At 70.7% G+C, this 23292-nt stretch carries 25 protein-coding genes; 8 read left to right on the top strand and 17 right to left on the bottom strand.

From position 1 onward, the window contains the following. Positions 1-64 precede the first annotated feature (64 nt). On the bottom strand, positions 65-1222 hold the full coding sequence (locus OHT76_RS17885; RefSeq protein ID WP_328871833.1) for an acyl-CoA dehydrogenase family protein: 1158 nt from the start codon (positions 1220-1222) through the stop codon (positions 65-67). A gap of 190 nt (positions 1223-1412) precedes the next feature. Here OHT76_RS17885 and OHT76_RS17890 point away from each other — a divergent pair, with 190 nt between their 5' ends. After that, positions 1413-2756 carry a UDP-glucose dehydrogenase family protein gene (locus OHT76_RS17890; protein ID WP_328871834.1) on the top strand — a complete coding sequence of 448 codons (1344 nt, stop codon included), beginning with the start codon at positions 1413-1415 and terminating at the stop codon, positions 2754-2756. Here the strand turns inward: OHT76_RS17890 and OHT76_RS17895 are convergent. Beyond that, positions 2753-3100 carry a winged helix-turn-helix transcriptional regulator gene (locus OHT76_RS17895; protein WP_328871835.1) on the bottom strand — a complete coding sequence of 116 codons (348 nt, stop codon included), beginning with the start codon at positions 3098-3100 and terminating at the stop codon, positions 2753-2755. The two genes, OHT76_RS17890 and OHT76_RS17895, sit on opposite strands and share 4 nt — an antisense overlap. Positions 3101-3163: 63 nt before the next feature. Here OHT76_RS17895 and OHT76_RS17900 point away from each other — a divergent pair, with 63 nt between their 5' ends. Beyond that, positions 3164-3796, top strand: coding sequence for an NADPH-dependent F420 reductase (locus tag OHT76_RS17900; protein ID WP_328871836.1), 633 nt, complete (start codon positions 3164-3166; stop codon positions 3794-3796). Positions 3797-3906: 110 nt separating this feature from the next. Here OHT76_RS17900 and OHT76_RS17905 read toward each other — a convergent pair whose 3' ends face one another. Next, positions 3907-4407 carry a CGNR zinc finger domain-containing protein gene (locus OHT76_RS17905; protein WP_328871837.1) on the bottom strand — a complete coding sequence of 167 codons (501 nt, stop codon included), beginning with the start codon at positions 4405-4407 and terminating at the stop codon, positions 3907-3909. Positions 4408-4493: 86 nt separating this feature from the next. Between OHT76_RS17905 and OHT76_RS17910 the strand changes: the two genes are divergently transcribed. Both OHT76_RS17910 and OHT76_RS17915 read left to right on the top strand, forming a co-directional pair. After that, the gene (locus OHT76_RS17910; protein WP_328871838.1) at positions 4494-4856 is read left to right on the top strand and encodes a VOC family protein; all 363 of its coding nucleotides are present in this window, start codon (positions 4494-4496) and stop codon (positions 4854-4856) included. Positions 4857-4872: 16 nt separating this feature from the next. After that, the gene (locus OHT76_RS17915) at positions 4873-5265 is read left to right on the top strand and encodes a VOC family protein (RefSeq protein WP_328871839.1); all 393 of its coding nucleotides are present in this window, start codon (positions 4873-4875) and stop codon (positions 5263-5265) included. 3 nt (positions 5266-5268) lie between these two features. On the opposite strand, the gene OHT76_RS17920 is transcribed toward OHT76_RS17915, so the two are convergent. The 5 genes from OHT76_RS17920 to OHT76_RS17940 form a co-directional block, all read right to left on the bottom strand. After that, positions 5269-6393: a dipeptidase gene (locus OHT76_RS17920; protein ID WP_328871840.1), complete on the bottom strand. Its 1125-nt coding sequence runs from the start codon at positions 6391-6393 to the stop codon at positions 5269-5271. A 97-nt stretch (positions 6394-6490) separates the two neighbouring features. Continuing rightward, positions 6491-6850 (bottom strand): MerR family transcriptional regulator, encoded by a 360-nt coding sequence (locus OHT76_RS17925; RefSeq protein ID WP_328871841.1) that lies wholly within the window; start codon positions 6848-6850, stop codon positions 6491-6493. Positions 6851-6852: 2 nt separating this feature from the next. Then, complete coding sequence (locus tag OHT76_RS17930; RefSeq protein ID WP_328871842.1) at positions 6853-8034, bottom strand: dipeptidase; 1182 nt, start codon at positions 8032-8034, stop codon at positions 6853-6855. A gap of 5 nt (positions 8035-8039) precedes the next feature. Continuing rightward, positions 8040-8561, bottom strand: coding sequence for a 5-(carboxyamino)imidazole ribonucleotide mutase (gene purE / locus OHT76_RS17935; RefSeq protein WP_328871843.1), 522 nt, complete (start codon positions 8559-8561; stop codon positions 8040-8042). Next, entirely contained in the window at positions 8558-9697 is a 1140-nt protein-coding gene (locus OHT76_RS17940) for a 5-(carboxyamino)imidazole ribonucleotide synthase (protein ID WP_328871844.1), read from the bottom strand. Before OHT76_RS17940 ends, purE begins: the two co-directional genes overlap by 4 nt. A gap of 128 nt (positions 9698-9825) precedes the next feature. Here OHT76_RS17940 and OHT76_RS17945 point away from each other — a divergent pair, with 128 nt between their 5' ends. Next, positions 9826-10350, top strand: coding sequence for a GtrA family protein (locus tag OHT76_RS17945; RefSeq protein WP_328871845.1), 525 nt, complete (start codon positions 9826-9828; stop codon positions 10348-10350). 4 nt (positions 10351-10354) lie between these two features. Here the strand turns inward: OHT76_RS17945 and OHT76_RS17950 are convergent, their stop codons facing one another. Together OHT76_RS17950 and OHT76_RS17955 are read right to left on the bottom strand one after the other, a co-directional pair. Continuing rightward, positions 10355-11623 carry an ATP-binding protein gene (locus tag OHT76_RS17950; protein WP_328871846.1) on the bottom strand — a complete coding sequence of 423 codons (1269 nt, stop codon included), beginning with the start codon at positions 11621-11623 and terminating at the stop codon, positions 10355-10357. A gap of 30 nt (positions 11624-11653) precedes the next feature. After that, positions 11654-12331: a response regulator transcription factor gene (locus tag OHT76_RS17955; protein ID WP_328871847.1), complete on the bottom strand. Its 678-nt coding sequence runs from the start codon at positions 12329-12331 to the stop codon at positions 11654-11656. A gap of 336 nt (positions 12332-12667) precedes the next feature. On the opposite strand from OHT76_RS17955, the gene OHT76_RS17960 reads away from it, so the two are divergent. Beyond that, entirely contained in the window at positions 12668-14164 is a 1497-nt protein-coding gene (locus OHT76_RS17960; RefSeq protein ID WP_328871848.1) for an oligopeptide:H+ symporter, read from the top strand. 98 nt (positions 14165-14262) lie between these two features. Here the strand turns inward: OHT76_RS17960 and OHT76_RS17965 are convergent, their stop codons facing one another. From OHT76_RS17965 to OHT76_RS17990, 6 genes are all read right to left on the bottom strand, one after another. Beyond that, the gene (locus OHT76_RS17965; protein WP_328876559.1) at positions 14263-15456 is read right to left on the bottom strand and encodes a hypothetical protein; all 1194 of its coding nucleotides are present in this window, start codon (positions 15454-15456) and stop codon (positions 14263-14265) included. A 41-nt stretch (positions 15457-15497) separates the two neighbouring features. After that, positions 15498-16565: a hypothetical protein gene (locus OHT76_RS17970; RefSeq protein WP_328871849.1), complete on the bottom strand. Its 1068-nt coding sequence runs from the start codon at positions 16563-16565 to the stop codon at positions 15498-15500. Further along, a complete protein-coding gene (locus tag OHT76_RS17975; protein ID WP_328871850.1) occupies positions 16562-17401 on the bottom strand; it encodes a hypothetical protein in 840 nt (279 codons plus the stop codon). Before OHT76_RS17975 ends, OHT76_RS17970 begins: the two co-directional genes overlap by 4 nt. A 27-nt stretch (positions 17402-17428) precedes the next feature. Further along, the gene (locus tag OHT76_RS17980) at positions 17429-18118 is read right to left on the bottom strand and encodes an LPXTG cell wall anchor domain-containing protein (protein ID WP_328871851.1); all 690 of its coding nucleotides are present in this window, start codon (positions 18116-18118) and stop codon (positions 17429-17431) included. A 105-nt stretch (positions 18119-18223) separates the two neighbouring features. Then, on the bottom strand, positions 18224-18727 hold the full coding sequence (locus OHT76_RS17985) for an ATP-binding protein (RefSeq protein WP_328871852.1): 504 nt from the start codon (positions 18725-18727) through the stop codon (positions 18224-18226). A gap of 221 nt (positions 18728-18948) precedes the next feature. Next, positions 18949-19326: an STAS domain-containing protein gene (locus OHT76_RS17990; protein ID WP_328871853.1), complete on the bottom strand. Its 378-nt coding sequence runs from the start codon at positions 19324-19326 to the stop codon at positions 18949-18951. Between the two features lie 242 nt (positions 19327-19568). Between OHT76_RS17990 and OHT76_RS17995 the strand changes: the two genes are divergently transcribed. Both OHT76_RS17995 and OHT76_RS18000 read left to right on the top strand, forming a co-directional pair. Continuing rightward, positions 19569-20474 carry an RNA polymerase sigma factor SigF gene (locus OHT76_RS17995; RefSeq protein WP_328871854.1) on the top strand — a complete coding sequence of 302 codons (906 nt, stop codon included), beginning with the start codon at positions 19569-19571 and terminating at the stop codon, positions 20472-20474. A gap of 148 nt (positions 20475-20622) precedes the next feature. After that, a complete protein-coding gene (locus OHT76_RS18000; RefSeq protein ID WP_328871855.1) occupies positions 20623-22113 on the top strand; it encodes a ricin-type beta-trefoil lectin domain protein in 1491 nt (496 codons plus the stop codon). On the opposite strand, the gene hutI is transcribed toward OHT76_RS18000, so the two are convergent. Next, entirely contained in the window at positions 22114-23286 is a 1173-nt protein-coding gene (hutI, locus tag OHT76_RS18005) for an imidazolonepropionase (RefSeq protein ID WP_328871856.1), read from the bottom strand. It abuts the gene before it with no gap. Between the last annotated feature and the right edge of the window lie 6 nt (positions 23287-23292).

Here is a 23292-nt window from a genome sequence, read left to right on the forward strand (position 1 = left end):
GGGTCCGCAATTCCGCAAAAAAGAAGCCCCGGCCCTCACGGGCCGGGGCTTCTTCAACCGCTCGTTACGGCAGGTTGCGCGCCATCACGATGCGCTGGACCTGGTTGGTGCCCTCGTAGATCTGGGTGATCTTGGCGTCGCGCATCATGCGCTCCAGCGGGTAGTCACGGGTGTAGCCGTACCCGCCGAGGAGCTGGACGGCGTCGACGGTGACGTCCATCGCCACGTCCGAGGCGAAGCACTTGGCGGCCGCGCCCAGGTAGGTGAGGTCGGCGTCGCCGCGCTCGGAGGCGGCGGCGGCCTGGTAGGTCAGGGCGCGGGCGGCCGAGATCTTCATGGCCATGTCGGCGAGCATGAACTGGATGCCCTGGAAGTCGGCGATCGGCTTGCCGAACTGCTTGCGCTCCTGGACATAGCCCTTGGCGTAGTCCAGCGCCCCCTGCGCGATGCCCAGCGCCTGGGCCGCGATGGTGATGCGGGTGTGGTCCAGGGTCTGCATCGCGGTCGCGAAGCCCGTGCCCTCCTCGCCGATCATGCGGTCGGCGGGGATGCGGACGTTGTCGAGGTAGACCTCGCGGGTCGGGGAGCCCTTGATGCCGAGCTTCTTCTCCGGGGCGCCGAAGGAGACACCCTCGTCCGACTTCTCGACGACGAAGGCGCTGATGCCCTTCGAGCGCTTCGACGGGTCGGTCACCGCCATCACCGTGTAGAACTCGGAGACGCCCGCGTTGGTGATCCAGCGCTTCACGCCGTTGAGGACGTAGTGGTCGCCGTCGCGGACCGCCTTCGTCTTCATGCCGGCCGCGTCCGAACCGGCGTCCGGCTCGGAGAGGCAGTACGAGAACATGCCCTCGCCCTTGGCGAGCGGGGTCATGTACTTCTTCTTCAGCTCCTCGGAGCCGGAGAGGATGACCGGGAGCGAGCCCAGCTTGTTCACGGCCGGGATCAGGGAGGAGGAGGCGCAGACCCGGGACACCTCTTCGATCACGATGACCGTGGCGAGCGCGTCGGCACCGGCGCCGCCGAACTCCTCCGGTACGTGCACGGCGTGCAGGTCGTTCGCGACGAGGGCGTCGTGGGCCTCCTGCGGGAAGCGGGCTTCCTCGTCCACCGCGGTGGCGTACGGCGAGATCTTCGCCTCGGCCAGGGAGCGGATGGCGTCGCGGAGCATGTCGTGCTCCTCGGACGGGCGGTACAGGTCGAAGTCAGCCGATCCGGCCAAGGTCTCTCACGCTCCAAAGACGCTGTGATGCTGGCGCTAATTACCGTTAAGTAACTCAAATTTTAGAGGGCCGCCCACGCCGGTGATACGTGAGCTTGGCGACAGCGGGAAAAGTGCCCGGTGGGGCGTACTCCCACGCCCCGACTATGCTCGGGCGCGCACCGCCGCCGTACCAGTCAATGGAGTCCCCATGGCCCTCAAGATCACCGTGATCGGCACCGGCTACCTCGGCGCCACGCACGCCGCGGCCATGGCCGAGCTCGGTTTCGAGGTCCTGGCGCTCGATGTCGTGCCCGAGAAGATCGAGATGCTCAAGCGCGGCCAGGTCCCGATGTTCGAGCCGGGCCTCGAAGACCTGCTGCGCAAGCACGTGGCCGGGATCGAGGGCTCCAGCGGACGGCTGCGGTTCACCATGGACTGGGCCGAGATCGGCGCGTTCGGCGATGTGCACTTCGTGTGTGTGAACACTCCGCAGCGGCACGGCGAGTACGCCTGTGACATGAGTTACGTCGACTCCGCCTTCGCCTCGCTCGCCCCGCATCTCACCGAACCGGCTCTCGTAGTCGGCAAGTCCACGGTGCCCGTCGGCTCGGCCGACCGGCTCGCCACCTACCTCGCCGAGCACGCGCCCGTCGGTGCGGACGCCGAGCTGGCCTGGAACCCGGAGTTCCTGCGCGAGGGCTTCGCCGTGAACGACACCCTGCACCCGGACCGGATCGTGGTCGGCGTGCGCAGCGAGCGGGCCGAGAAGCTGCTGCGCGAGGTGTACGCGACGCCGGTCACCGAGGGCTCCCCCTTCGTCGTCACCGACTTCCCGACCGCCGAGCTGGTGAAGACCTCGGCGAACTCCTTCCTCGCCACGAAGATCTCCTTCATCAACGCGATGGCGGAGATGTGCGAGGCCTCGGGCGGCGATGTCGCGAAGCTGGCGGAGGCCATCGGGCACGACGACCGGATCGGAAGCAAGTTCCTGCGGGCCGGGATCGGCTTCGGCGGCGGCTGTCTGCCGAAGGACATCCGGGCGTTCATGGCGCGCGCCGGTGAGCTGGGCGCCGACCAGGCGCTGACCTTCCTGCGCGAGATCGACTCCATCAACATGCGCCAGCGCGGCCAGATGGTGGAGCTGACCCGCGAGGCGCTGGGCGGCGGGTCCTTCCTCGGCAAGCGGGTCGCGGTGCTCGGCGCGAGCTTCAAGCCGGACTCGGACGACGTACGGGACTCGCCCGCGCTCAATGTCGCCGGGCAGATCCACCTCCAAGGCGGCCAGGTCACGGTCTACGACCCGAAGGGCATGGCCAACGCCCGCCGCATCTTCCCCACCCTCGGCTATGCCGACTCCGCGGTGGAGGCGGTCCGGGGCGCCGATGTCGTCCTCCACCTCACCGAGTGGCGCGAGTTCCGCGAGCTGGACCCGGCGGCGCTGGGCGAGGTCGCGGCGGCACGGCTCGTGCTGGACGGCCGTAACGCCCTCGACCCGGCGCTGTGGCGGGCGGCGGGGTGGACGTACCGGGCGATGGGGCGGCCGACCGCTTAGGCGCGTTCCTGGGCCGCCATCACCTCGTCGCCGTGCTCGAAGGCCCACGCGCCGAACGCCTCGATCGCGGGGAGCAGGGTGCGGCCGAGGTCGGTGAGGCGGTAGTCGACGTGGGGTGGGGAGCCTGGGTGGGCTCGGCGGTCGACCAGGCCGTTGAACTCCAGTCGGCGCAGGGTCTCGGTGAGCACCTTGGGGCTGATGCCGCCGATCCGCTCGCGCAGCCTGCCGGGCCGTTCCGGGCCCTCGCGGAGCGCCCAGATCACCACGGCGTTCCAGGTGTTGGCGAGCAGGTCGAAGGCGAGGCGGGCCCGGCAGTCGGCGAGAAAGCTCTGGTCGGTGGTCACTTACCGAATGGTGCCAAAGCGGCTGCCTAATGTCCTTGCCCTAGCCACGACTTGGGAGGACACATGAGGATCGGAATCATCGGCGCGGGTGCCATGGCCGAGGGACTTGGCGGGCAGTGGGCGCGAGTCGGTCACGACGTGTTCGTGGGCGGACGGGACGAGGGCCGTGCGACGGCGCTCGCGGCGCGGATCGGCGCCCGCGCGGGGAGCCTCGGGGAGGCCGCGCGGCACGGCACGGACGCGGTGCTGCTGGCGGTGCCGTACGCGGCGGCCGTCGAGGTGGTGTCGTCCCTGGACCTCGGAGGGCGGGCCCTGGTCGACTGCACCAACCCGGTGGGCCCCGGCTTCCGGTTGGAGACCGCGGGCGGCCCCTCGGCGGCCGAGCGGATCGCCGCCGCCGCGCCCGGCGCGCGTGTGGTCAAGGCGTTCAACCTCTGCCACGAGAGCGTCTGGCGCCTGACCCCGCCCGTCTTCGACGGCCGCCCCCTCGCCGTCCCGCTGTGCGGCGACGACACGGGAGCCCTGGAGGCCGTACGACGGCTGGTGCGCGACCTCGGCTGCGCGCCCGTGAACGGCGGCGGACTGGACCGGGCCGCCCTGCTGGAGGCGACGGCCGCGTTCCTGATCGGGCTGTGGGTGGGCGAGGGAGCGGACGCCCAGGCGATCGCGCCGCCGCGGGAGTACGCCGGAATCTGAGGCGACGCCGCTTCGGCCGAGGCTCAGTCGGCCGAAACGGCGTCTGCCCGCATTCTGCCGCACACCGGGGCGCAATGCCCCGGGAGTCCTCAACCGGCCCTCCCGTAGCGCTACTTGGCGCGGTACCGCCGCATCTTCGCCCGCGCCCCGCACACCTGCATCGAGCACCAACGGCCGCGGCCCGCGGGACTGCGGTCGTAGTACGCCCAGTGGCAGTCCGCGGCCTCGCATGCCTTCAGGCGCTGCCAGGTGCCCGCCACCAGGGACTCCGCTACGGCCGTGGCGATACGGGAGGCCAGGGGGCGGGCGTCCGCGGGCGTGAGGGTCGCCGAGCCGTCGTCGGGGTCGATCGTGAGGTGGAGCGGGGCGCGGGACAGCAGCTCCGTCAGCGGGGTCACCTCGCGGTGCGGAGGGTGGCCCGCGTGGGCGAGGAGGGCCGCCCGCAGGGACTCGCGCAGCTCCCGGGCGGCCGGGACCTCGTCCTCCCGCAGCCCCAGGCCCGCCCGGCCCTCCGGCGTGTCCAGCGCGTCGGCGCCCGACTCCAGGTCCAGCGTGTTGACCAGGGACTCGACCAGTTCCAGGCCTCCGGGGGCGGGCGATCGCGCATTCATGGTTGCGACGTTACCCCCAATGCGGGAGCATGCAGTAACGGCGTTACCGGATAGCCCCCGTTGCGGGTAACTACTTGGAGGAAGTCATGGCTCTCGCCACACTGGACGTCGTCGTCCTGGACTGTCCCGACCCCCGCGCCCTCGCCGAGTTCTACGCCGGTGCCCTCGGCGGCACCATCGAGGACCAGGGCGAGTGGGTGGATCTCAAGCTGCCCGGCGGAGCCCAGCTCGCCTTCCAGGAGGCTCCCGGCTTCGTGGCACCGGAGTGGCCGCGCGCCGACCGGAACAACCAGCAGTTCCACCTCGACCTCAAGGTCGAGGACCTGGACACCGCCGAGAAGGGCGTCCTGGCACTCGGCGCCAAGCCGCTGGACGCGGAGGACCGCACCCGCACCTTCCGGGTTTACGCGGACCCGGCGGGACACCCGTTCTGCCTCTGCGTCTGCTGATCAAAGGGGGACCGTCGTGACCGTCGCCCGCTTCCGTTCCGTCGTGATCGACTGCCCCGAGCCGCTCGCGCTCGCCGAGTTCTACGCGGCGATCGTGGGCGGCACACCCCAGGTGCAGGAGGAGGACTGGGTGATCCTGGAGGCGCCGGGACTACCGCGGCTCGCCTTCAACCGGGAGCCCGGATTCCAGCCCCCGGCGTGGCCTCGCGAAGGCGGCAACGCGCAGCAGTTCCACCTCGACCTCGACGCCGGGTCCACCTGGGAGGAAGTGAACGAGGCGGAGCGGCGGGTGCTGGAGCTTGGGGCGCGGCTGCTGAGGCGGGAGCGGGATCCCGTGGAGGAGGACTTCCGGGTGTTCGCCGATCCGGCGGGGCATCCCTTCTGCCTGTGCCGGATCGACCACCCGTAGAGCTCAGGCGTCCAGCTCCGCGATCTGCGCTGTCGACGGTTCCCTGCGCTGCTGGGCCGCGCGTGCGGTGAAGTCGGCGGTGCGCAGGACGCGTTGGACGTTGCCCCAGGTCAGCAGGGACAGGTCGGTCTCCGTCCAGCCTCTGCGGAACAGCTCGGCGACGAGGTGCGGGTAGCAGGAGGCGTCGGGGAGGTCCTGTGGGTGTGCGGTGCCGACGTCGTAGGTGCCGGACAGGCCCACGCACTCCGTGCCCGCGACCGCGCGGACATGGTCGAGGTGGTCGGCGACGTCCCGGACCGAAGGCCCGGTCTGCTCGGCGGTCAGCGGCACCATGCACAGGCCCTTCGCGGCGCCCAGCTCGGCGAGCAGGTCGTCGGGGAGGTTGGCCGGGTGCGGACGCAGCGCGCGGGCCGCGGAGCGGGTGCACAGCACCGGTGCCTTGGAGGAGGCCAGCGCCCGGCGGATGGTCTGCTCGGAGGCGCCGGAGAGGTCGGCGAGGATGCCGAGCCGGTTCATCTCCCGGACCACTTCCTCACCGAAGCGCGTCAGCCCGGCCTCGCTGGCCCACGAGGTGCCGACGAGGGTGAGGACGCGCAGCCCCAGGCTGTGCAGCACCCGCAGGATGCCGAGCGAGTCGTCCAGCGCCGCGGCGGTCGCCGGGCCCAGCAGCACGGCCGCGCGGCCGCAGTTGCGGGCGTCGATGACCTGGCCGGCGGTGCGGGCGAGCCGTAGCCCCTCGGGGTGGGCGGCGATCACCGTGCGCACCAGGTCCAGCTGTTCCAGGGTGGCGGCGACGGCCCGGTCGGCGGCAAGGCCCTCGGGCAGATGCAGCGAGCAGAACAGCGCGCCGACATGGCCCTGCCGCAGCCGCGGTACATCGGTGTCGACGGCGCTCTCGCCGAGCTCCAGGTCGTACCAGGGCAGATGGCGCAACGCCCAGGGCAGTCCGCTGTAGCCGTCGGCGACGGGGTGCGCTGCGAGCAGGGCGTGGGCGCGCTCCAGGGGCTCGGCGTCCGGGTCGTCGGCGGGCGCAGCAGGCGGCTCGGCCGGGAAGGGGTCGGCCAGGGGCAGGTCGTCGAGCGCGTCGACCTCGGCGGCGGTGTGCAGGTCGTCCTGGAGTTCTGCCATGGCGGGCTCCATACGTGCGAGGTGATCGCTGTACGGTCACCGTCGCACGCGGCTCCGGGGCCTTCCTGGTGGACGGGGCGTTCGGGGGTCCGCCGGTTCAGCGACCCCGCGCGGCCTCGATGACCTCGTCCAGCGTCTCCCGGGAGCGCTTGAGGTCGGCGATCATCCGGTCGATCCGGTCCCGCTCCTCGGTCAGGTCGTGCACCAGCCTGGGCGTGGCGACGGCCGAGGGCCCGCCGTCGGTGTCCCGCATACAGGGCAGCAGCTGGGCGATCCGGCCGCTGTGGAGTCCGGCCGCGAACAGCTCCTGGATCCGGATGACCCGGTCGACGGCCGCCTCCGGGTAGTCGCGGTGCCCGCCGGGGGTGCGCTCGGCCCGCAACAGCCCCTGGGCCTCGTAGTAGCGCAACGACCGCTCGCTCACTCCGGTGCGCCGGGCCAGTTCACCGATCCGCATGCTCAGTCCCCGTCGAGCGACTCGATCGTGGCGTTGGACGGCGCGCGCGTGGCCCGGAGGTCGCGTGCCACGTCCTCCGCCGCGCCCAGCACCCGTACGGAGTTCTGCCAGGTCAGCTTGGCCAGGTCGGAGGTCGACCAGCCGCGGTCCATGAGCTCCGCGATCAGGTTCGGGTAACCGGAGACGTCGCTGAGGCCGTCGGGGGTGAAGGCCGTGCCGTCGTAGTCGCCGCCGATACCGAGGTGGTCGATGCCCGCGACCTCGCGCATGTGGTCGAGATGGTCCGCCACCGTGGCGACCGTGGCGACCGGGCGCGGGTTGCGCTCCTCGAAGGCGCGGTGCACCTTCATCGCCTCGGCGGTGGTGTCGAGGTGGTGGAAGCCGTGGGCGCGCATGTTCTCGTCCGCCGCGGCCGTCCAGTCGACCGCCGCCTGGAGCACGAACTTCGGCACGAACGTCACCATCGCCACCCCGCCGTTGCCGGAGAGCCGCTCCAGGACGTCGTCCGGGATGTTGCGGGGGTGGTCGCACACGGCCCGCGACGAGGAGTGCGAGAAGATCACCGGTGCGAGCGTCGCGTCCATCGCGTCCCGCATGGTCGTGGCCGCCACATGCGAGAGGTCGACGAGCATGCCCTCGCGGTTCATCTCCCGCACCACCGCACGGCCGAAGGCCGACAGCCCGCCGACCCCGGGCTCGTCCGTCGCCGAGTCCGCCCAGTCGACGTTGTCGTTGTGGGTGAGCGTCATGTACCGCACGCCGAGCGCGTACAACCCGCGCAGGGTGGCAAGGGAGTTGGCGATGGAATGCCCGCCCTCGGCGCCCATGAGCGAGGCGATACGGCCCTCCCGGCGCGCCGCCTCCATGTCCGCGGCGGTCAGCGCGGCCCGCAGGTCGGCCGGGTGCCGGTCGATCAACTGCCGTACGCAGTCGATCTGTTCCAGCGTCGCCGGGACCGGGTCCGGCAGGTCCGCGCGGACGTACACCGACCAGTACTGCGCGCCGACCCCGCCCGCGCGCAGGCGGCCGAGGTCGGTGTGGAGATGCGCGCTCTGGTCGGCGGCGATGTCACGGGCGTCGAGGTCGTAGCGGACCTGCTCGCGCAGTGCCCAGGGCAGGTCGTTGTGCCCGTCCACCACGGGGAACTCCCGCAGCAGCTCCCGGGCCGCCTCCACGGAGCCCATGGCCGTCACTTCCCGAAGCCGAAGCCGTTGGACCCCTCGACCTTGGCGCGCAGCCGCCTGCCCTTCTCGGTGGCCTGGTCGTTCAGGTCCTGCTGGAACTCCCGCATCCGGCCGAGGAGTTCCTCGTCGCTGGTGGCGAGGATGCGGGTGGCGAGCAGACCGGCGTTGCGGGCACCGGCGACCGAGACGGTGGCGACCGGGACTCCGGCCGGCATCTGCACGATGGAGAGCAGGCTGTCCATGCCGTCGAGGTACTTCAGCGGCACCGGCACCCCGATGACGGGGAGGGGGGTGACGGAGGCGAGCATGCCGGGCAGGTGCGCGGCTCCCCCGGCCCCCGCGATGATCACCTTCAGTCCGCGCTCGGCCGCCTGCTCGCCGTACGCGACCATCTCGCGCGGCATGCGGTGGGCGGAGACGACGTCGACCTCGTACTCGATCTCGAAGTCGTCGAGCGCCTGCGCGGCGGCCTCCATGACCGGCCAGTCGCTGTCCGACCCCATGACGATGCCTACAACCGGGCTCATTCGGTGATCGTGCCTCTCAGATAGCCGGCAGCGTGACGGGCGCGCTCCAGCACGTCGTCCAGGTCGTCGCCGTAAGTGTTGACGTGGCCGACCTTGCGGCCGGGCTTCACGTCCTTGCCGTACATATGGATCTTGAGCTGGGGGTCGCGGGCCATGCAGTGCAGGTACGCGGAGTACATGTCCGGGTAGTCGCCGCCGAGGACGTTGGCCATCACCGTCCACCTGGCGCGGGGGCGCGGGTCGCCGAGGGGGAGGTCGAGGACCGCCCGCACATGGTTGGCGAACTGGCTGGTGATCGCGCCGTCCTGGGTCCAGTGGCCCGAGTTGTGCGGGCGCATCGCGAGCTCGTTGACGAGGATGCGGCCGTCGCGGGTCTGGAACAGCTCGACGGCGAGGTGGCCGACCACGCCGAGTTCCTTGGCGATGGTGAGGGCCATCTCCTCGGCCTTCATGGCGAGGGTCCCGTCGAGGTCGGGGGCCGGGGCGATCACGGTGTCGCAGACGCCGTCGACCTGGCGGGACTCGACCACCGGGTAGGCGACTGCCTGGCCGTGCGGCGACCGTACGACGTTGGCGGCGAGCTCCCGGACGAAGTCGACCTTCTCCTCGGCGAGCACGGGGACGCCCGCCCTGAAGGGGGCCTCGGCCTCCTCCGCGGAGTCCACGACCCACACACCCTTGCCGTCGTAGCCGCCGCGGACGGTCTTGAGGACGACCGGGAAGCCGTCGCCCTCCGCCGCGAAGACGGCCACGTCCTCGGGGTCGGCGACGATGCGGTGCCGTGGGCACGGCACGCCGATCGCGTCCAGCTTCGCCCGCATCACCCCCTTGTCCTGGGCGTGCACCAGCGCGTCGGGCCCCGGGCGCACGGGGATGCCGTCCGCCTCCAGGGCCCTGAGGTGCTCGGTGGGTACGTGTTCATGATCGAAGGTGATCACATCGCACCCGCGCGCGAAGTCACGCAGCGTGTCCAGGTCGCGATAGTCGCCGAGGACGACTTCGCTCACCACCTGGGCCGCGGAATCCTGAGGGGTGTCACTGAGGAGCTTGAACCTGATGCCCAGCGGGATGCCTGCCTCGTGTGTCATACGAGCGAGCTGGCCCCCGCCGACCATGCCGACTACCGGGAACGTCACGCCCCTAGGGTATCGGCCACGCCGGCCCGGCCGGTTTCCGCGTCTGCATGCCGGTCCACGGGCAATCGCGCACAGGGGTGGTTAGCATGGCTTGGTTGACGAAACCGACAGACGGGGGCTTTCACTCCATGGGACGTGGTTCCTCCGGGCTACTGCGACGCTACGCGCACGAGGCCATGAAGTTCGGCGCCGTGGGCGGGGCGGGGCTGCTCGTCAACCTCGGCGTCTTCAACCTGGTGCGGCATGTCACCGACCTCCAGGTCGTGCGGGCCAGCGTCATCGCGACGGTCGTCGCCATCGCCTTCAATTACGTCGGTTTCCGCTACTTCACCTACCGGGACCGCGACAAGAGCGGCCGTACCAAGGAAATGACGCTGTTCCTGCTGTTCAGCGCCGTCGGCCTGGTGATCGAGAACGGCATCCTGTACGCGGCGACCTACGGCTTCCACTGGGACAGCCCGCTGCAGAGCAACATCTTCAAGTTCCTCGGCATCGGCGTCGCGACCCTGTTCCGCTTCTGGTCGTACCGGACGTGGGTGTTCCGCGCCCTGCCCGCGCGGGAGACGGTGGCCAGCGCGGAATCGTTCCTCGAGGAGGCGGCTCCTCGGCCGCGCCGGGGCCGTACACCTCAGGCGGCGGGCAGGCGGCCGTAGGGCCCTAGCGAACCGTCGGCTCCGCGTCCCCCGCCGGCTTTACCGGCGTACGGGACAGGAACAGGCCGAATACCGGCGGTGCTGCCTGAAGCATCTCCAGGCGTCCGCCGTCCGCCTCCGCGAGGTCCCGGGCCACCGCCAGGCCGATGCCCGTGGAGTTCCGCCCGCTGATCGCCCGCTCGAAGATCCGCGCGCCGAGGTCGGCGGGGACGCCCGGCCCCTCGTCCGTGACCTCGATCACCGCCTGGTTCCCGGTGACCCGGGTGCGCAGCGCCACCGTCCCCCCGCCGTGCATCAGCGAGTTCTCGATCAGCGCCGCCAGCACCTGGGCGACCGCCCCCGGCGTGCCGACCGCCTGGAGGTGCCGCTTCCCCGAGCTGACGATCGCCCGCCCCACGCTGCGGTAAGCCGGGCGCCACTCCGCGAGCTGCTGCTGGATGACCTCGTCCAGGTCGAAGGTGACGGCTGAGCCGGTGCGCGGGTCGCGGGAGTTGGTCAGCAGGCGCTCGACCACGTCCGTCAGGCGTTCCACCTGGGTCAGCGCGATCGTCGCCTCCTCCTTCACCGTGTCCGGATCGTCGGTGAGGGTGATCTCCTCCAGACGCATCGACAGGGCGGTGAGCGGGGTGCGCAACTGGTGCGAGGCGTCCGCCGCGAGTCGGCGTTCCGCCGTGAGCATGCGGGCGATCCGCTCCGCGCTCGCGTCCAGTACGTCCGCCACCCGGTCCAGCTCCTGGACGCCGTACCGCTTGTGACGGGGCCGCGGGTCGCCGGAGCCCAGGCGTTCCGCCGTCTCGGCCAGGTCGGTCAGGGGCGAGGCGAGCCGATTCGCCTGCCGTACGGCGAGCAGGATCGCCGCGATCACCGCGAGCAGGGCCACCGCGCCGATGATCAGCAGCGTCCGGCCGACCTCACGGGTCACCGTCGAGCGGGGCTCCTCAACGGTGACCGTCTCGCCCTCCTCGCCCTTGCGGGTGGCGCTGATGGTGTCGCCGGTGGGCTTCTCACCGATCGCGATGGGGCGCTCGCCGGGCACCCGGATGACGGCGTAACGATCCTCGGGGACCTGGTCGCGGAGCATGTCCGCGGTGACCGCCCCGGTCGCGATCAGCCGGCTGTCCACGATGGACGCGAGCCGCACCGCCTCGGAGTCCACGCGTTCCTGGGCGCTGCTGCTGATCGTGCGGGTCTCGACGATGACGAGGGAGACCCCGAACACGGCGATCACGACGAGCACCACGGCGAGGGTGGACTGGATCAGTCGGCGGCGCATGAACCCGTTCTACTCATCAAGGCTGGTTACTCAGCTCTTCTCGAAACGGAAGCCCACGCCACGCACGGTCGCGATGTACCGGGGGTTCGCCGCGTCGTCACCGAGCTTCTTGCGCAGCCAGGAGATGTGCATGTCGAGGGTCTTGGTGGACGACCACCAAGTGGTGTCCCAGACCTCGCGCATCAGCTGGTCGCGGGTGACCACCCGGCCCGCGTCCCGCACCAGCACCCGCAGCAGGTCGAACTCCTTCGCCGTGAGCTGCAGTTCCTCGTCGCCCATCCAGGCGCGGTGCGACTCGACGTCGATCCGCACACCGTGGGTGGCCGGCGGCTGCTGCGGCTCCGCGGCGCCGCGCCGCAGCAGGGCCCGGACGCGGGCGAGCAGTTCGGCGAGGCGGAAGGGCTTGGTGACGTAGTCGTCGGCGCCCGCGTCGAGCCCGACGACCGTGTCCACCTCGTCGGCTCGCGCGGTCAGGATGAGGATCGGGACGCTGTGGCCCTCGGCCCGCAGCCGCCGCGCCACCTCCAGGCCGTCCATACCGGGCAGACCGAGGTCCAGCACGACGAGGTCGACGCCGCCCTGGATCCCCGCCTCGAGCGCCGTCGGTCCGTCCTCACGCACCTCGACCTCGTACCCTTCCCGGCGCAGTGCACGGGCCAGCGGCTCCGAGATGGACGCATCGTCCTCGGCGAGCAGTACACGGGTCATGAGCTGATGGTAGTCCGCCCATGACAAGAGCCGGGGTGTGATGGTCAGGAGTGATTCTCACCGCAGACCTACCCGACTCTTACCTTGGTACGGACCTATGGCTACCAGGTGCGATCCTGGTTGTGACCTTCGAAAGGGTGTGCGCGGTTCCCTCGACACCTGTGATCCATATCTCAAGTCCTTTCATTTCAGGCGTTGTCCTGCCGTATGGTGATTGAACGCCTGTAGCACCGCGGGGACCTTCGGCGACGTAATCCGACGCTGAAGGTCTCTTTTGTGTGCGGGCTGGTTCCACCAGCCTCCAAAAGGGCGCGTCCCGACCAGCAAGGAACGACCATGGCGTCCAGCCTGACGAAGGACTCGGTCACCCCGGGCACCCCCGGTTCCGAGAAGACCTTCTTCGGCCACCCCCGCGGACTGGCCACTCTCTTCATGACCGAGATGTGGGAGCGGTTCTCCTACTACGGCATGAGGGCTCTGCTCCCGCTGTACCTCGTGGCGCCGGGCGGCCTGGCCCTCGACGCGGCCACGGCGACCGCGATCTACTCCGTGTACGTGTCGCTGGTGTACCTGCTCGCCATGCCCGGCGGCTGGTTCGGCGACCGTGTCTGGGGCCCGCGCAAGACGGTGGCCGTGGCCGGTGGCGTGATCATGCTGGGCCACCTCACGCTGGCCCTGCCCTCCTCGGGCACCTTCTACGCCGGTCTCGGCCTGGTCGCCATCGGCTCCGGTCTGCTGAAGGCCAACATCTCCACGATGGTCGGCCACCTCTACGACGGCCCGGACGACCCGCGCCGCGACGGTGGCTTCACCGTGTTCTACATGGGCATCAACCTCGGTGCCTTCGCCGCGCCGCTGATCATCGGCACCATCGGTGAGAACGTGAACTGGCACCTGGGCTTCGCGCTCGCCGCGCTCGGCATGGCGCTCGGCCTCGCCCAGTTCCTGATCGGCAGCCGCAACCTGGCGCCGCGCTCCAGCGTCGTCCCGACGCCGCTGTCGGCCGAGGAGAAGACCTCCACCCTCCGCAAGGCCGCGATCTGGGCGGGCATCGCCCTCGTCTTCTACGCGATCGTCGGCTTCTCCGGCAGCTACACGCTGAACTGGATCCTGGTCCCGCTGACCCTGCTCGGCGTGATCATCCCGACGATGGTCCTGGTCCGCATCAAGCGCGACAAGGACCTGGACCGCACCGAGCAGAAGTCGATGTCCGCGTACATCTGGTTCTTCGTCGCCGCGGCCGTCTTCTGGATGATCTACGACCAGGGCGGCTCGACCCTGTCGATCTTCGCCGACTCCTCGGCCGAGAACAGCGTCCTCGGCTGGGACTTCCCGGTCTCCTGGTACCAGTCGGTCAACCCGGTCCTGATCATGGCCATGGCCCCGGTCTTCGCCTGGTTCTGGCTCGCGCTGAACCGGCGCGGCAAGGAGCCGAGCACGGTTGTGAAGTTCGCCTCGGGCCTGGTCCTGGTCGGCGCGTCCTTCTTCCTGTTCCTCGCCCCGCTGTCGATCGCCGAGGGCGGTCACAAGGCGGCCGCGATGTGGCTGGTGGCGATCTACTTCGTGCAGACCGTCGGTGAGCTGCTGGTGTCCCCGGTGGGTCTGTCGGTGACGACGAAGATGGCGCCGGCGAAGTACGCCTCGCAGATGATGGGCGTCTGGTTCCTGGCGGTCACCGCGGGTGACGCCACGACGGGTCTGCTCTCCATCGGTGGGGTCGATCTGAACAAGACGGGCGTTGTCGCCTTGGAGGCCACGCTCGCGGTGGTTGCCGGTGTGGCGGTGTGGATGTACCGCAAGAAGGTCAAGGAGCTCATGGGCAGCGTCAACTGACGGTGCCTGCGGCGCTTGGGGCCGCTGTGACCCGGCTGGGTTGCAGCGGCCCTGTTGCTTTTAGCTCTGTGCGCGGTTCCCCGCGCCCCTGAGGTAGGTCAGCGTGCCCTTCGGCTTGGCAGGAATGTGAAGATCGCGGCCCCCAGGAGCACTGCCGTTCCCGCGACCAGGCCCAGCGCCTTCAGAGACCCGTCGTTCTCCGCGCCCGTGTCCGCCAGGCCGCCGTCCGGGGTCGTACTGGTGGAGCCGCCTGTGGTGGAGCCGCCTGTGGTGGAGCCGCCTCCCGACGCGCCGCCCTGCTGTTCCGTGGTGTCCAGGGTCAGTGAGACCTCGGTCTTCTCCGGGGTGCAGGTCGTCGTCGTGCCCAGGGCCTCGATGGTCAGGACGCCCGGGGAGAGCGTCGACTCGCCGCTCGCGCCCGGCTTGTAGGTGCCCTTGAGGTCGGGGATCTCGATCGGGTCGCCCGACTTGATGGGCTCGGCGTTGGTGGGGCCCTCCACATGGACCGTGCCCTTGTCGGCGCCGCCCAGGGCCACCTCCATCGACGGTTTGACCGAGTCCGCGGGGATGTCGGCGGGGCTGTCCATCACCGACTTCTTGAACTGGACCGTGAGGTCGAAACTCCCGCCGTTCTTCTTGGCGTTGATCTGGACCGGCGAGGTCGCGTTCTTGTCACCGATGGGGGTCTTGCAGGCGTAGGGGACCTGGACCTCCTTGCCCGTGAAGTCGGTCTGGCCGCCACTCTCGCTCTCGGAGGGCGAGACCGTCGGTGAGGGGCTCGGCTGCTGCGACGGCGGCGGTGAACTCCCGTCCCCCTCCGCCACCTTGATCGTCGCCGCCGACTTCACCGCCTCCTTCGGCGTGCACTTCGTGTCCGTCGACATCGCGTTGATGGCATACGCGTCCGGCGTCAGCGTCACCTCACCGGGCGTCGTCAGCTTCAGCTTGCCCTTCATGTCGGACAGCACCATGTCGCCGCCCTTGGGGATCGCCGGGTTCTCCCGCGGCCCCTGCATCGCGATGTCCGCGGTCTGCGCGCTCGCCGCCTTGAGCGTGCCGCTGGGCTGCACCGAGTCGGCGGGCAGGTCGATGAGGTCAGGGTTCTTGGAGGCGGCCTGGACGAACTTCCAGACCACCTCGACCTCTTCGCCCACCTTCGCCGTCTCCGGCGCGGTGATCTCCACCTTCGTGGTGCCCTGCACCGGCGGCAGCCCGGAGATGTCGGGCGGGACGCACTCCGTCGCGTACGCCACCTCCGCCGCCTGGGCCGGGCCGACGGCCACGCCCAGCATCAGTACGGCCGCGACGACCGGGATGACTCTCCTTCGCTTGCTCACGTAGGTCCCTTCCTGGTGGGAGTCGTAGGACTCGTCGGGCTGTCGTCGTGCGGTGCGGAGAGTCGACCGGCCGTTCCCGGATCGGAGTCCGGGGTGAACCACGGCAGGGTCGAGGACATCGAGTGCCTGGCCTCCTCGCGGGGCTTCAACCCCGGTAGGCGCAAGGCGAGTTCGGGCAGGCGCAGCCCGCCGTGGCGGACCCGCGGGCGGGGCCGTACCCGGTCCACCACGGCCATCCCGGCGCGGAACAGCGCGGCCGGTACGACCAGGCAGACCAGGATCCAGAACAGGGTCACACCCCAGGGGCGGCCCACGCCCCAGGGCTGTTCGGCCATCACCTTGCCGCCGTACTTCAGCGAGACGGTGTAGCCGCTGTGCGCCCCGGCGGCCAGTTCGACGGGCAGCTCGATGCGCGCCTTCCCGCCGGGCCGGATCGTGCCGCGCCACTGCTGTTCCTGCCACTCCGGGGCGAACACGCCGTGCGAGGTGCCGACTTGGAAGACGGGGTTCTTCACGGCCGAGGTGCCGACATTGCCGACGGTGAAGACCAGGGTGCGGGCGGGTGGGGCGCCGAACCAGGTCAGTAGGCCGCTGGAGCCGTCGAGGCGGGTGTCGGTGAGGATCGACAGCCGTCCGCCGGAGCCGTCGGCGGGCAGCGGCTCGACCGCGTGCCCGGCCACCTGGAACACGGCGTCGGCCTCGGCCTTCGCCCCCTGAACCGTGGCGACATGCACCACGCACGGACACGGCACCGGCGGTTCGGCCACTGGCAGCTTCCGGCTGAACCGGCCCTCGGCGTCTGTCGTCACCGCCCGCCCGTCGGCGTTGGCACAGGAGTTGGTGCCACCGGTCACACCCGTCGACGGCACCGACTGCCCGCAGATCAGGATCATCAGCAGCGCCCGGGGCCGCCAGCCCTCCCCGGTGACGGTGACCGAACCCCCAGTCCCCGCCTGCGACTTGGAGACCTTCACGGTGGGGGGATCGGCGGCCGACGCAGGCGCCACCGACAGTGCGAGAAGCAGCAGAACGAGCAGCGCCGAGATCCGCACCTTGCCGTTCACTTCGCCGCTCCCATCAACTCGACGTCTGCATAAAGCGGTTCGGCTACTTCCTCGATACGGCGCCTACGACGTCGTACGAGGAAGAAGGCGGCGGTCGCCACCGCCCCCGCGCTGCCCGCCACCGATCCCCACGGCACGAACCGCGCCGACGCCTCGGCCGTGTCGTAGGCCCCTCCCCCGGCGGTCACCGTCAGCCGGACGTCGGCCGTGTCCAGGGACGGGCGGTCGGGCCAGGGTTCGGTGAGCTTGGCCCGGCGGCCCGGGGGGAGTTCGACGGGGAGGGTGCGCGCGGGGCGGTTGAGGAGGGGGCCGAGGAGGCCGTCGGCGCGTACGGCGAGGCGGGGTTCGAGGGTGGTCGTGCCGCGGTTGACGATCTCGTACGAGATGCCGGAGTCGGTGACCTTCACCTGCTCGACCGTCAGCGCGGACAACTGGGGGACCTTGACGCGTAGATGGAGGGCGACCGAGTCGGAGCGGCCGTCGGGGCCGCGGGCGACGATGCCCGCGGAGCGGTCGGCGTCCGGGACGGTCACCGTGAAGGGGACGTCGGCGCGGGTGCGGGCCGGGACGCGGACCTCGGAGCGGGCGAAGGCGACCCGGGCGCCCGTGGCGGACAGCCGGACGGTGACCGGCTCACCGCCACGGTTGGTCACCGACACCGTGTCCTCGAGGACCGCCCCGGGCTCGCCCTCGGCGTAGAAGGAGGGGCGCCCGCCGCCGGACGGCGCGACGGACCAGCCCCCGGCGGCCGCCGCGGGCGGGGCGGCCACCAGCAGGAGCAGCAGGGCGGGGGGCAGCACAGGCAGGACGGACAGGACACGGCCGGTCAGCGACATGGGCGGCTCCAACGGTGGTACGAGGGGTCAGCGGCGTACCGTCTGGTTCCGCCGCGTCAGCCACAGCGCGCCCGCCGCGCCCGCGAGCAGCACCGTGCCGCCGAGGGTGCCGAGGGCGACGGCCGAGTCCTCGGGGCCGGTCTGCGGGAGTTCGGAACCGGAGCCGGAGCCGGAGCCGCTGCCGCTCTGCGTGCCGCCGGTTCCGCCCGCGGCCTTGACGTCGAGGGTCAGCGCCGGGCCCGGGCTGTTCGACGGGGTGCAGGTGGTCGTCGTACCGAGCGCCTTGATGGTGAGGATGGCCGGGGTGAAGGTGACCTTGCCGGACTTCTTCGGGGTGTAGGTCCCCGTCAGGTCATTGATCTTGATGGGGGTGTCGGCCGGGATGGCCTCCTGGTTCGCCGGGCCCGTCACCGTCATGGTGCCGCTGTCGGCGCCGCCCAGTTTGATGGTGGCGCTGGGGTTCATCGCCCCCTTGCCCAGCTCGACCGGGCTGGAGGAGACGCCCTTCTGCCAGGACATGGTGATCTTGTAGCCGCCGCCGCTCTCGACACCCTTGATGTCGATGGGCGAGACGGCGCTCTTGTCGCCGATCGGGGTCTTGCACTGGTAGTTGACGTCGACGACCTCGGCCCGGGCTGCGGGGGCGGCCATCAGCACCGCCGAGCCGGCCAAGGCCGCGACGGACGCGAGCGCGGCGGTTCGTTTCCGGTACGACACGGTTCCGCTCCCTCTCGTTCCTGACGGCACATCAGATCGGCCGTCAAGGTACGCCCGGGGCCGAGAGGAGGGAAGACACAGTGCGTGTCGGAAGTGTGGGGATGCTCAGGCGGGCGCGCCGAGCTCCGCCCAGACCGTCTTGCCGGTCACCCCTGGGGTCCGTACGACCCCCCAGTCCAGACAGAGCCGCTGCACGATGAACATTCCGTGGCCGCCGGGGCGGCCGGCACGGTGCGGTGTCCGGGGCGCCGGCTGACCCGCGCCCCGGTCGGAGACCTCCAGCCGGATGACCTTGTTGTCGCAGGTGATCCGGAGCCGGTCAGGGCCCTCGGCGTGCAGACAGGCGTTGGTGACCAGCTCGGACACGACCAGCAGCACATCCTCCGCCGCCGCCCGCTGATCGGCGGTCGCCGCCGGCAGCCAGCCCCACGCATACAGCGCCTGGCGGGTGAAGTCGCGGGCGAGCGGCACGACGCCGCTCCGCCCGTCGAGGCCCAGACTGCGGACCTGTGGGCCCGGCGGGGTCTCGGAGGACGGCTCGGACACCCCGGAAGCGCCGCTGGGCTCAGGGCCGCGGTCGCCCGGCGAGTAGGGCCGGGTGGTGCTCATCAGCGCTTCACCTCACCGATTCACCAGTTCACGATTGAAGAAGTCAGTCACTACGGAGGTTCGGTCGGCTCCGCACGCCGCCATGACAGCGACATGTTCAGGATGTCTCCTGCCCGAGCGGACCGGCGGAACACCCCCGTATTCGGCACGAATCACGTGACGTCCGGAGAGTGGCGTTCCGCATGGGACGGCCGGTGCGGCACAAGGGGCCGCCATCAGGGTCAGTCGACCTCGTCGGCGAGCGCGGAATCGAGGCTGTCATGGACGGTGAAGACCGCCTCCGCCCCGGTGATCTCGAACACCCGGGCGACCACGGGCTGCATCGCCGCGAGGTGGACGCCACCGCCGGCGGCCTCCGCCTTCAGGCGGGCACCGAGCAGCACATTGAGTCCGGTCGAGTCACAGAAGTCCAGCCGTCCGCAGTCGACGACCAGTCGGCTGAACCCTTTCTCGAGGCAGTCCTCGAGTGGCTCACGCAACAAATCGGCGGTGTGGTGATCCAACTCACCTACGGGAGTCACGACGGCACTGGAGCCCGCTTCCCGCACCTCCACCAGAAGTCGGCCGGACTGTGCGCTGCCGACTGTCCCGCGGTCCATGCCGTGTCTCACTCCCGACGTCGTGGCTGCTGACTGACGCCCTCGAACACTACGCCTTCCCTACGACCTTCGACACCCGAACAACCACCCTAAAACGGACATTTCACAACAGAACGCACTTGCGGTGGCCTGTGGAAAGCGGGTAGGGCTAGTAGGGACACGTAATCAAACACGGCCGGCTTTGGAGGCGCCGCACACCGCAGTGCACGCACAGGCTTCGGCAGCCGTATTTGCCGAGAACGATGGAGGACATCATGTCACCCCGGCTCGACGCATCGCATACCCATGAGGCGACGTCGACTTCCCTCCCGGAACATCTGGATCCCATCGAGCAGGACGACGCACTCGCCGGACTACCGGAGATACCCCCCTTCGACGAGGTGGGGCCGGTGGACGCACGGGCCCTGTCCAAAACCCTCTTCGAGCGGCTGGAGTCGCTGGAGGAAGGGACCCACGAGTACGCGTACGTCCGCAACACGCTCGTCGAACTCAACCTCGCGCTGGTCAAGTTCGCCGCCTCCCGCTTCCGCTCGCGCAGCGAGCCCATGGAGGACATCATCCAGGTCGGCACGATCGGCCTGATCAAGGCGATCGACCGCTTCGAACTCAGCCGCGGAGTCGAGTTCCCCACCTTCGCGATGCCCACCATCGTGGGCGAGATCAAGCGTTTCTTCCGGGACACCTCCTGGTCCGTGCGGGTACCGCGCCGACTCCAGGAACTCCGGCTCGACCTGGCCAAGGCGGGCGACGAACTCGCCCAGCAGCTCGACCGCGCCCCGACGGTGGCCGAGCTCGCCGAGCGCCTCGGTCTGACCAACGACGAGGTCGTCGAGGGCATGGCGGCGTCGAACGCGTACACCGCCTCCTCGCTGGACGCCCAGCCGGAGGAGGACGACGCCGAGGGAGCGCTCGCCGACCGCATCGGCTACGAGGACCACGGACTCGAAGGCATCGAGTACGTCGAGTCGTTGAAGCCGCTGATCGCCGAACTCCCGCCCCGGGACCGCCAGATCCTCTCCTTGCGGTTCGTCGCGGGCATGACCCAGTCGGAGATCGGCGAGGAGCTCGGCATCTCCCAGATGCATGTCTCCCGGCTGCTGTCACGGACGCTGGTGCGACTGCGCAAGGGGCTGACGGTCGAGGAGTAAAGACGGTCGAGGAGTAAAAGCCTCCGTCGACTCATGGGTTACCCACAGAAACCCTTTCGTCCTGGGTTCCCTTCCTCCACTATGAGCCGTCGTACCCGCCGGTAGGCCAGAACTCCGGCGGGTTTGGCGGCTGCGAGGAGGCAGGTCGATGGCGCGGGCCGAGGACAGTGACGCACGGCTCACAGAACTGCTGCGGGCCGACTCCGCCACCGCGTACGAGGCGCTGCAGGAACTCCGGGCCCGCCATCGGCCGTCCGTACTGAAGTACGCCCGGCTGTGCGCCACGAGCGACTCCGTGGCCCGCCAGCTGGCGGCGCAGGTCTTCACGTTCGCGGCCCGCGAGACGGCTCGCGGTATCGACCCCGGCGGGCCCTGGCGGCACCGGCTCCTGCTGCTCACCGGGCGGCTGGCCGCGTCCTGGGCGAGCGACGAACGCGCGGCGGGCCTCGACGCGGGCCTGCTGCTCGTCCTCAACGCGGCGGGCCCGAACGGCCCCGTGCCGACCGTGCTCGGCGCCTTCCAATCGCTGCCCCCGCGCGCGCAGGGCGTGATCTGGTACGCGATCGTGGAGCGGGAAGCCGACGAGCGGACCGCCGCCTTCCTCGGCCTCACCGGCGAGGACGTGGCCTACGGCGCGGGCGCGGCGCTCCAGCAGCTCGGCCGCGCGTGTCTGCGCGCCCGCCTGGCCGCCTCCGCCGACCCCGACTGCCGCGACTTCCACCGCCTCATCGAGGAGTCGGTACGGCCGGACAGCCCGCGCGGGAGTGCCGATCTGCACGCCCACATGGCGCGCTGCGCGACCTGTACGGCCGCCTACGAGGAGCTGTCGGCCCTGCGGGACGACCCGCGCCGGACGCTGGGCGAGGGCCTGCTGCCATGGGCGGGGACGGCGTACGTCATGGACGACCCGGCTCCTGTCGCCCACAACCCCGTTGCCACGACCGCCCATTGGCCGCTGTCCCGGCGCTTCGCGCTGGTGTCGGCGGCGCTGGGCGTGGCACTGGCGCCCCTGCTGGTCTTCCTGCTGACGCAGGGCGGCACCGCCGAGGACGGCCAGGATCCGGTGAGCGCGGTGAGCAGCCCGACGAGTGCGCCGCCGGTGACGGTGACGGCGACGGTGTCCGCTCCTACGCCCTCACCGTCGGCGACCTCCAAGCCGCCTTCTCCTACGCCCACGAGGAGTTCGGCGCCGCCGCCGTCCCGGACGCCCAGTCCGACGCCCACCCCGTCGCACCGGCCGCCCGGCGCCTCGTACGCGCGCGTGGTGAACGTTTCCAGCGGGCTGTGCCTGGACGTCCGCGACGCTGTCTTCGAGAAGGGCACCGACGTCATCACGGCACCCTGCACGTCCTCCCCCACCCAGGTGTGGCGGGTCGACACCGCGCGGGGCGTCGTGCAGTCGTCCGCCGACCCGGAGTTCTGCCTGGACAGCCGGGGTTCCGTGGATCGGGGTGTCGGCATCTGGGAGTGCGACTCGGTCCACGGGAGCAACGGCCAGAACCTGCGGTTCGCGGTCGACTCACGCGGGGTCGTCCGCCCGGGCATCGCCCCGGACCATGCGGTGACGCCGGTCGGGGGCGGGGCGGTGGCGTTGGTCGTGGAGAGCGGGGGTGCGGGGCAGCGGTGGCGGGCCGGGTGATCAGAGTTCGCGTACACCCTTGCGCCATACGCCGGTGACCAGGGGTACGCCCGGCCGGTAGGCCAGGTGCACATGGCTCGGGGCGTCGAGGAGTGTGAGGTCGGCGCGGGCGCCCGGGGCGAGGCGGCCGATGTCGTCGCGGCGCAGGGCTGCCGCGCCGCCCGCTGTGGCCGACCAGAGCGCCTCGTCCGGGGTCATCCCCATGTCCCGTACCGCGAGCGCGATGCAGAAGGGTACGGACGAGGTGAAGGACGAGCCCGGGTTGCAGTCGGTGGACAGGGCGACGGTGACGCCCGCGTCGAGGAGGCGGCGGGCGTTCGGCCACTCGGCCCGGGTGGAGAACTCGGCGCCGGGGAGGAGGGTGGCGACGGTGTCGCTGTGCGCGAGGGCGTCCACGTCCGCGTCCGTCAGGTGGGTGCAGTGGTCGGCGCTGGCGGCGTCGAGTTCCACGGCGAGTTGGACGCCTGGGCCGTAGGAGAGCTGGTTGGCGTGGATGCGGGGGTGCAGGCCCTTGGCCTTGCCCGCGGTGAGGATGGCCCGGGCCTGGTCGCCGTCGAAGGCGCCCTTCTCGCAGAAGACGTCGATCCAACGGGCGTACGGCGCACAGGCGTCGAGCATCTCGCCGGTGACGAGGGCGACATAACCGGCCGGGTCGTCGGCGTAGTCCGGGGAGACGATGTGGGCGCCGAGGTAGGTGACCTCGTCGGTGTGCGCGGCGGCGATGCGCAGGGCGCGGGACTCGTCCTCGGTGGTCAGGCCGTAGCCGGACTTCGTCTCGAAGGTCGTCGTGCCCTGGCGGAGGGCCTCGGTGAGGTAGCGGGTGAGGTTGGCTTCGAGTGCGGTGTCCGTGGCGGCGCGGGTCGCGGCGACGGTGGTGCGGATGCCACCGGCCGTGTAACCGCGCCCTGACATGCGCGCGTTGAACTCCTGCGTCCGGTCGCCCGCGAAGACGAGGTGGGAGTGGGAGTCCACGAAGCCCGGGAGGACGGCCCTGCCCCCGGCGTCGACCCGATTGTCAGTGGCGGGTGCTTTGCTTGATTCACCGGTCCACGCGATGCGGTCGCCGTCGATGACGACGGCCGCGTCCTGGATCAGACCGAGGGGAGAACCGTCGCCGAGGGAGGGGTCGTTCGTGACGAGTGTGGCGATGTTGGTGATGACAGTGCTGCTCATGGCGTC

The sequence above is a fragment of the Streptomyces sp. NBC_00287 genome (genome assembly GCF_036173105.1).
GTDB lineage: Bacteria > Actinomycetota > Actinomycetes > Streptomycetales > Streptomycetaceae > Streptomyces.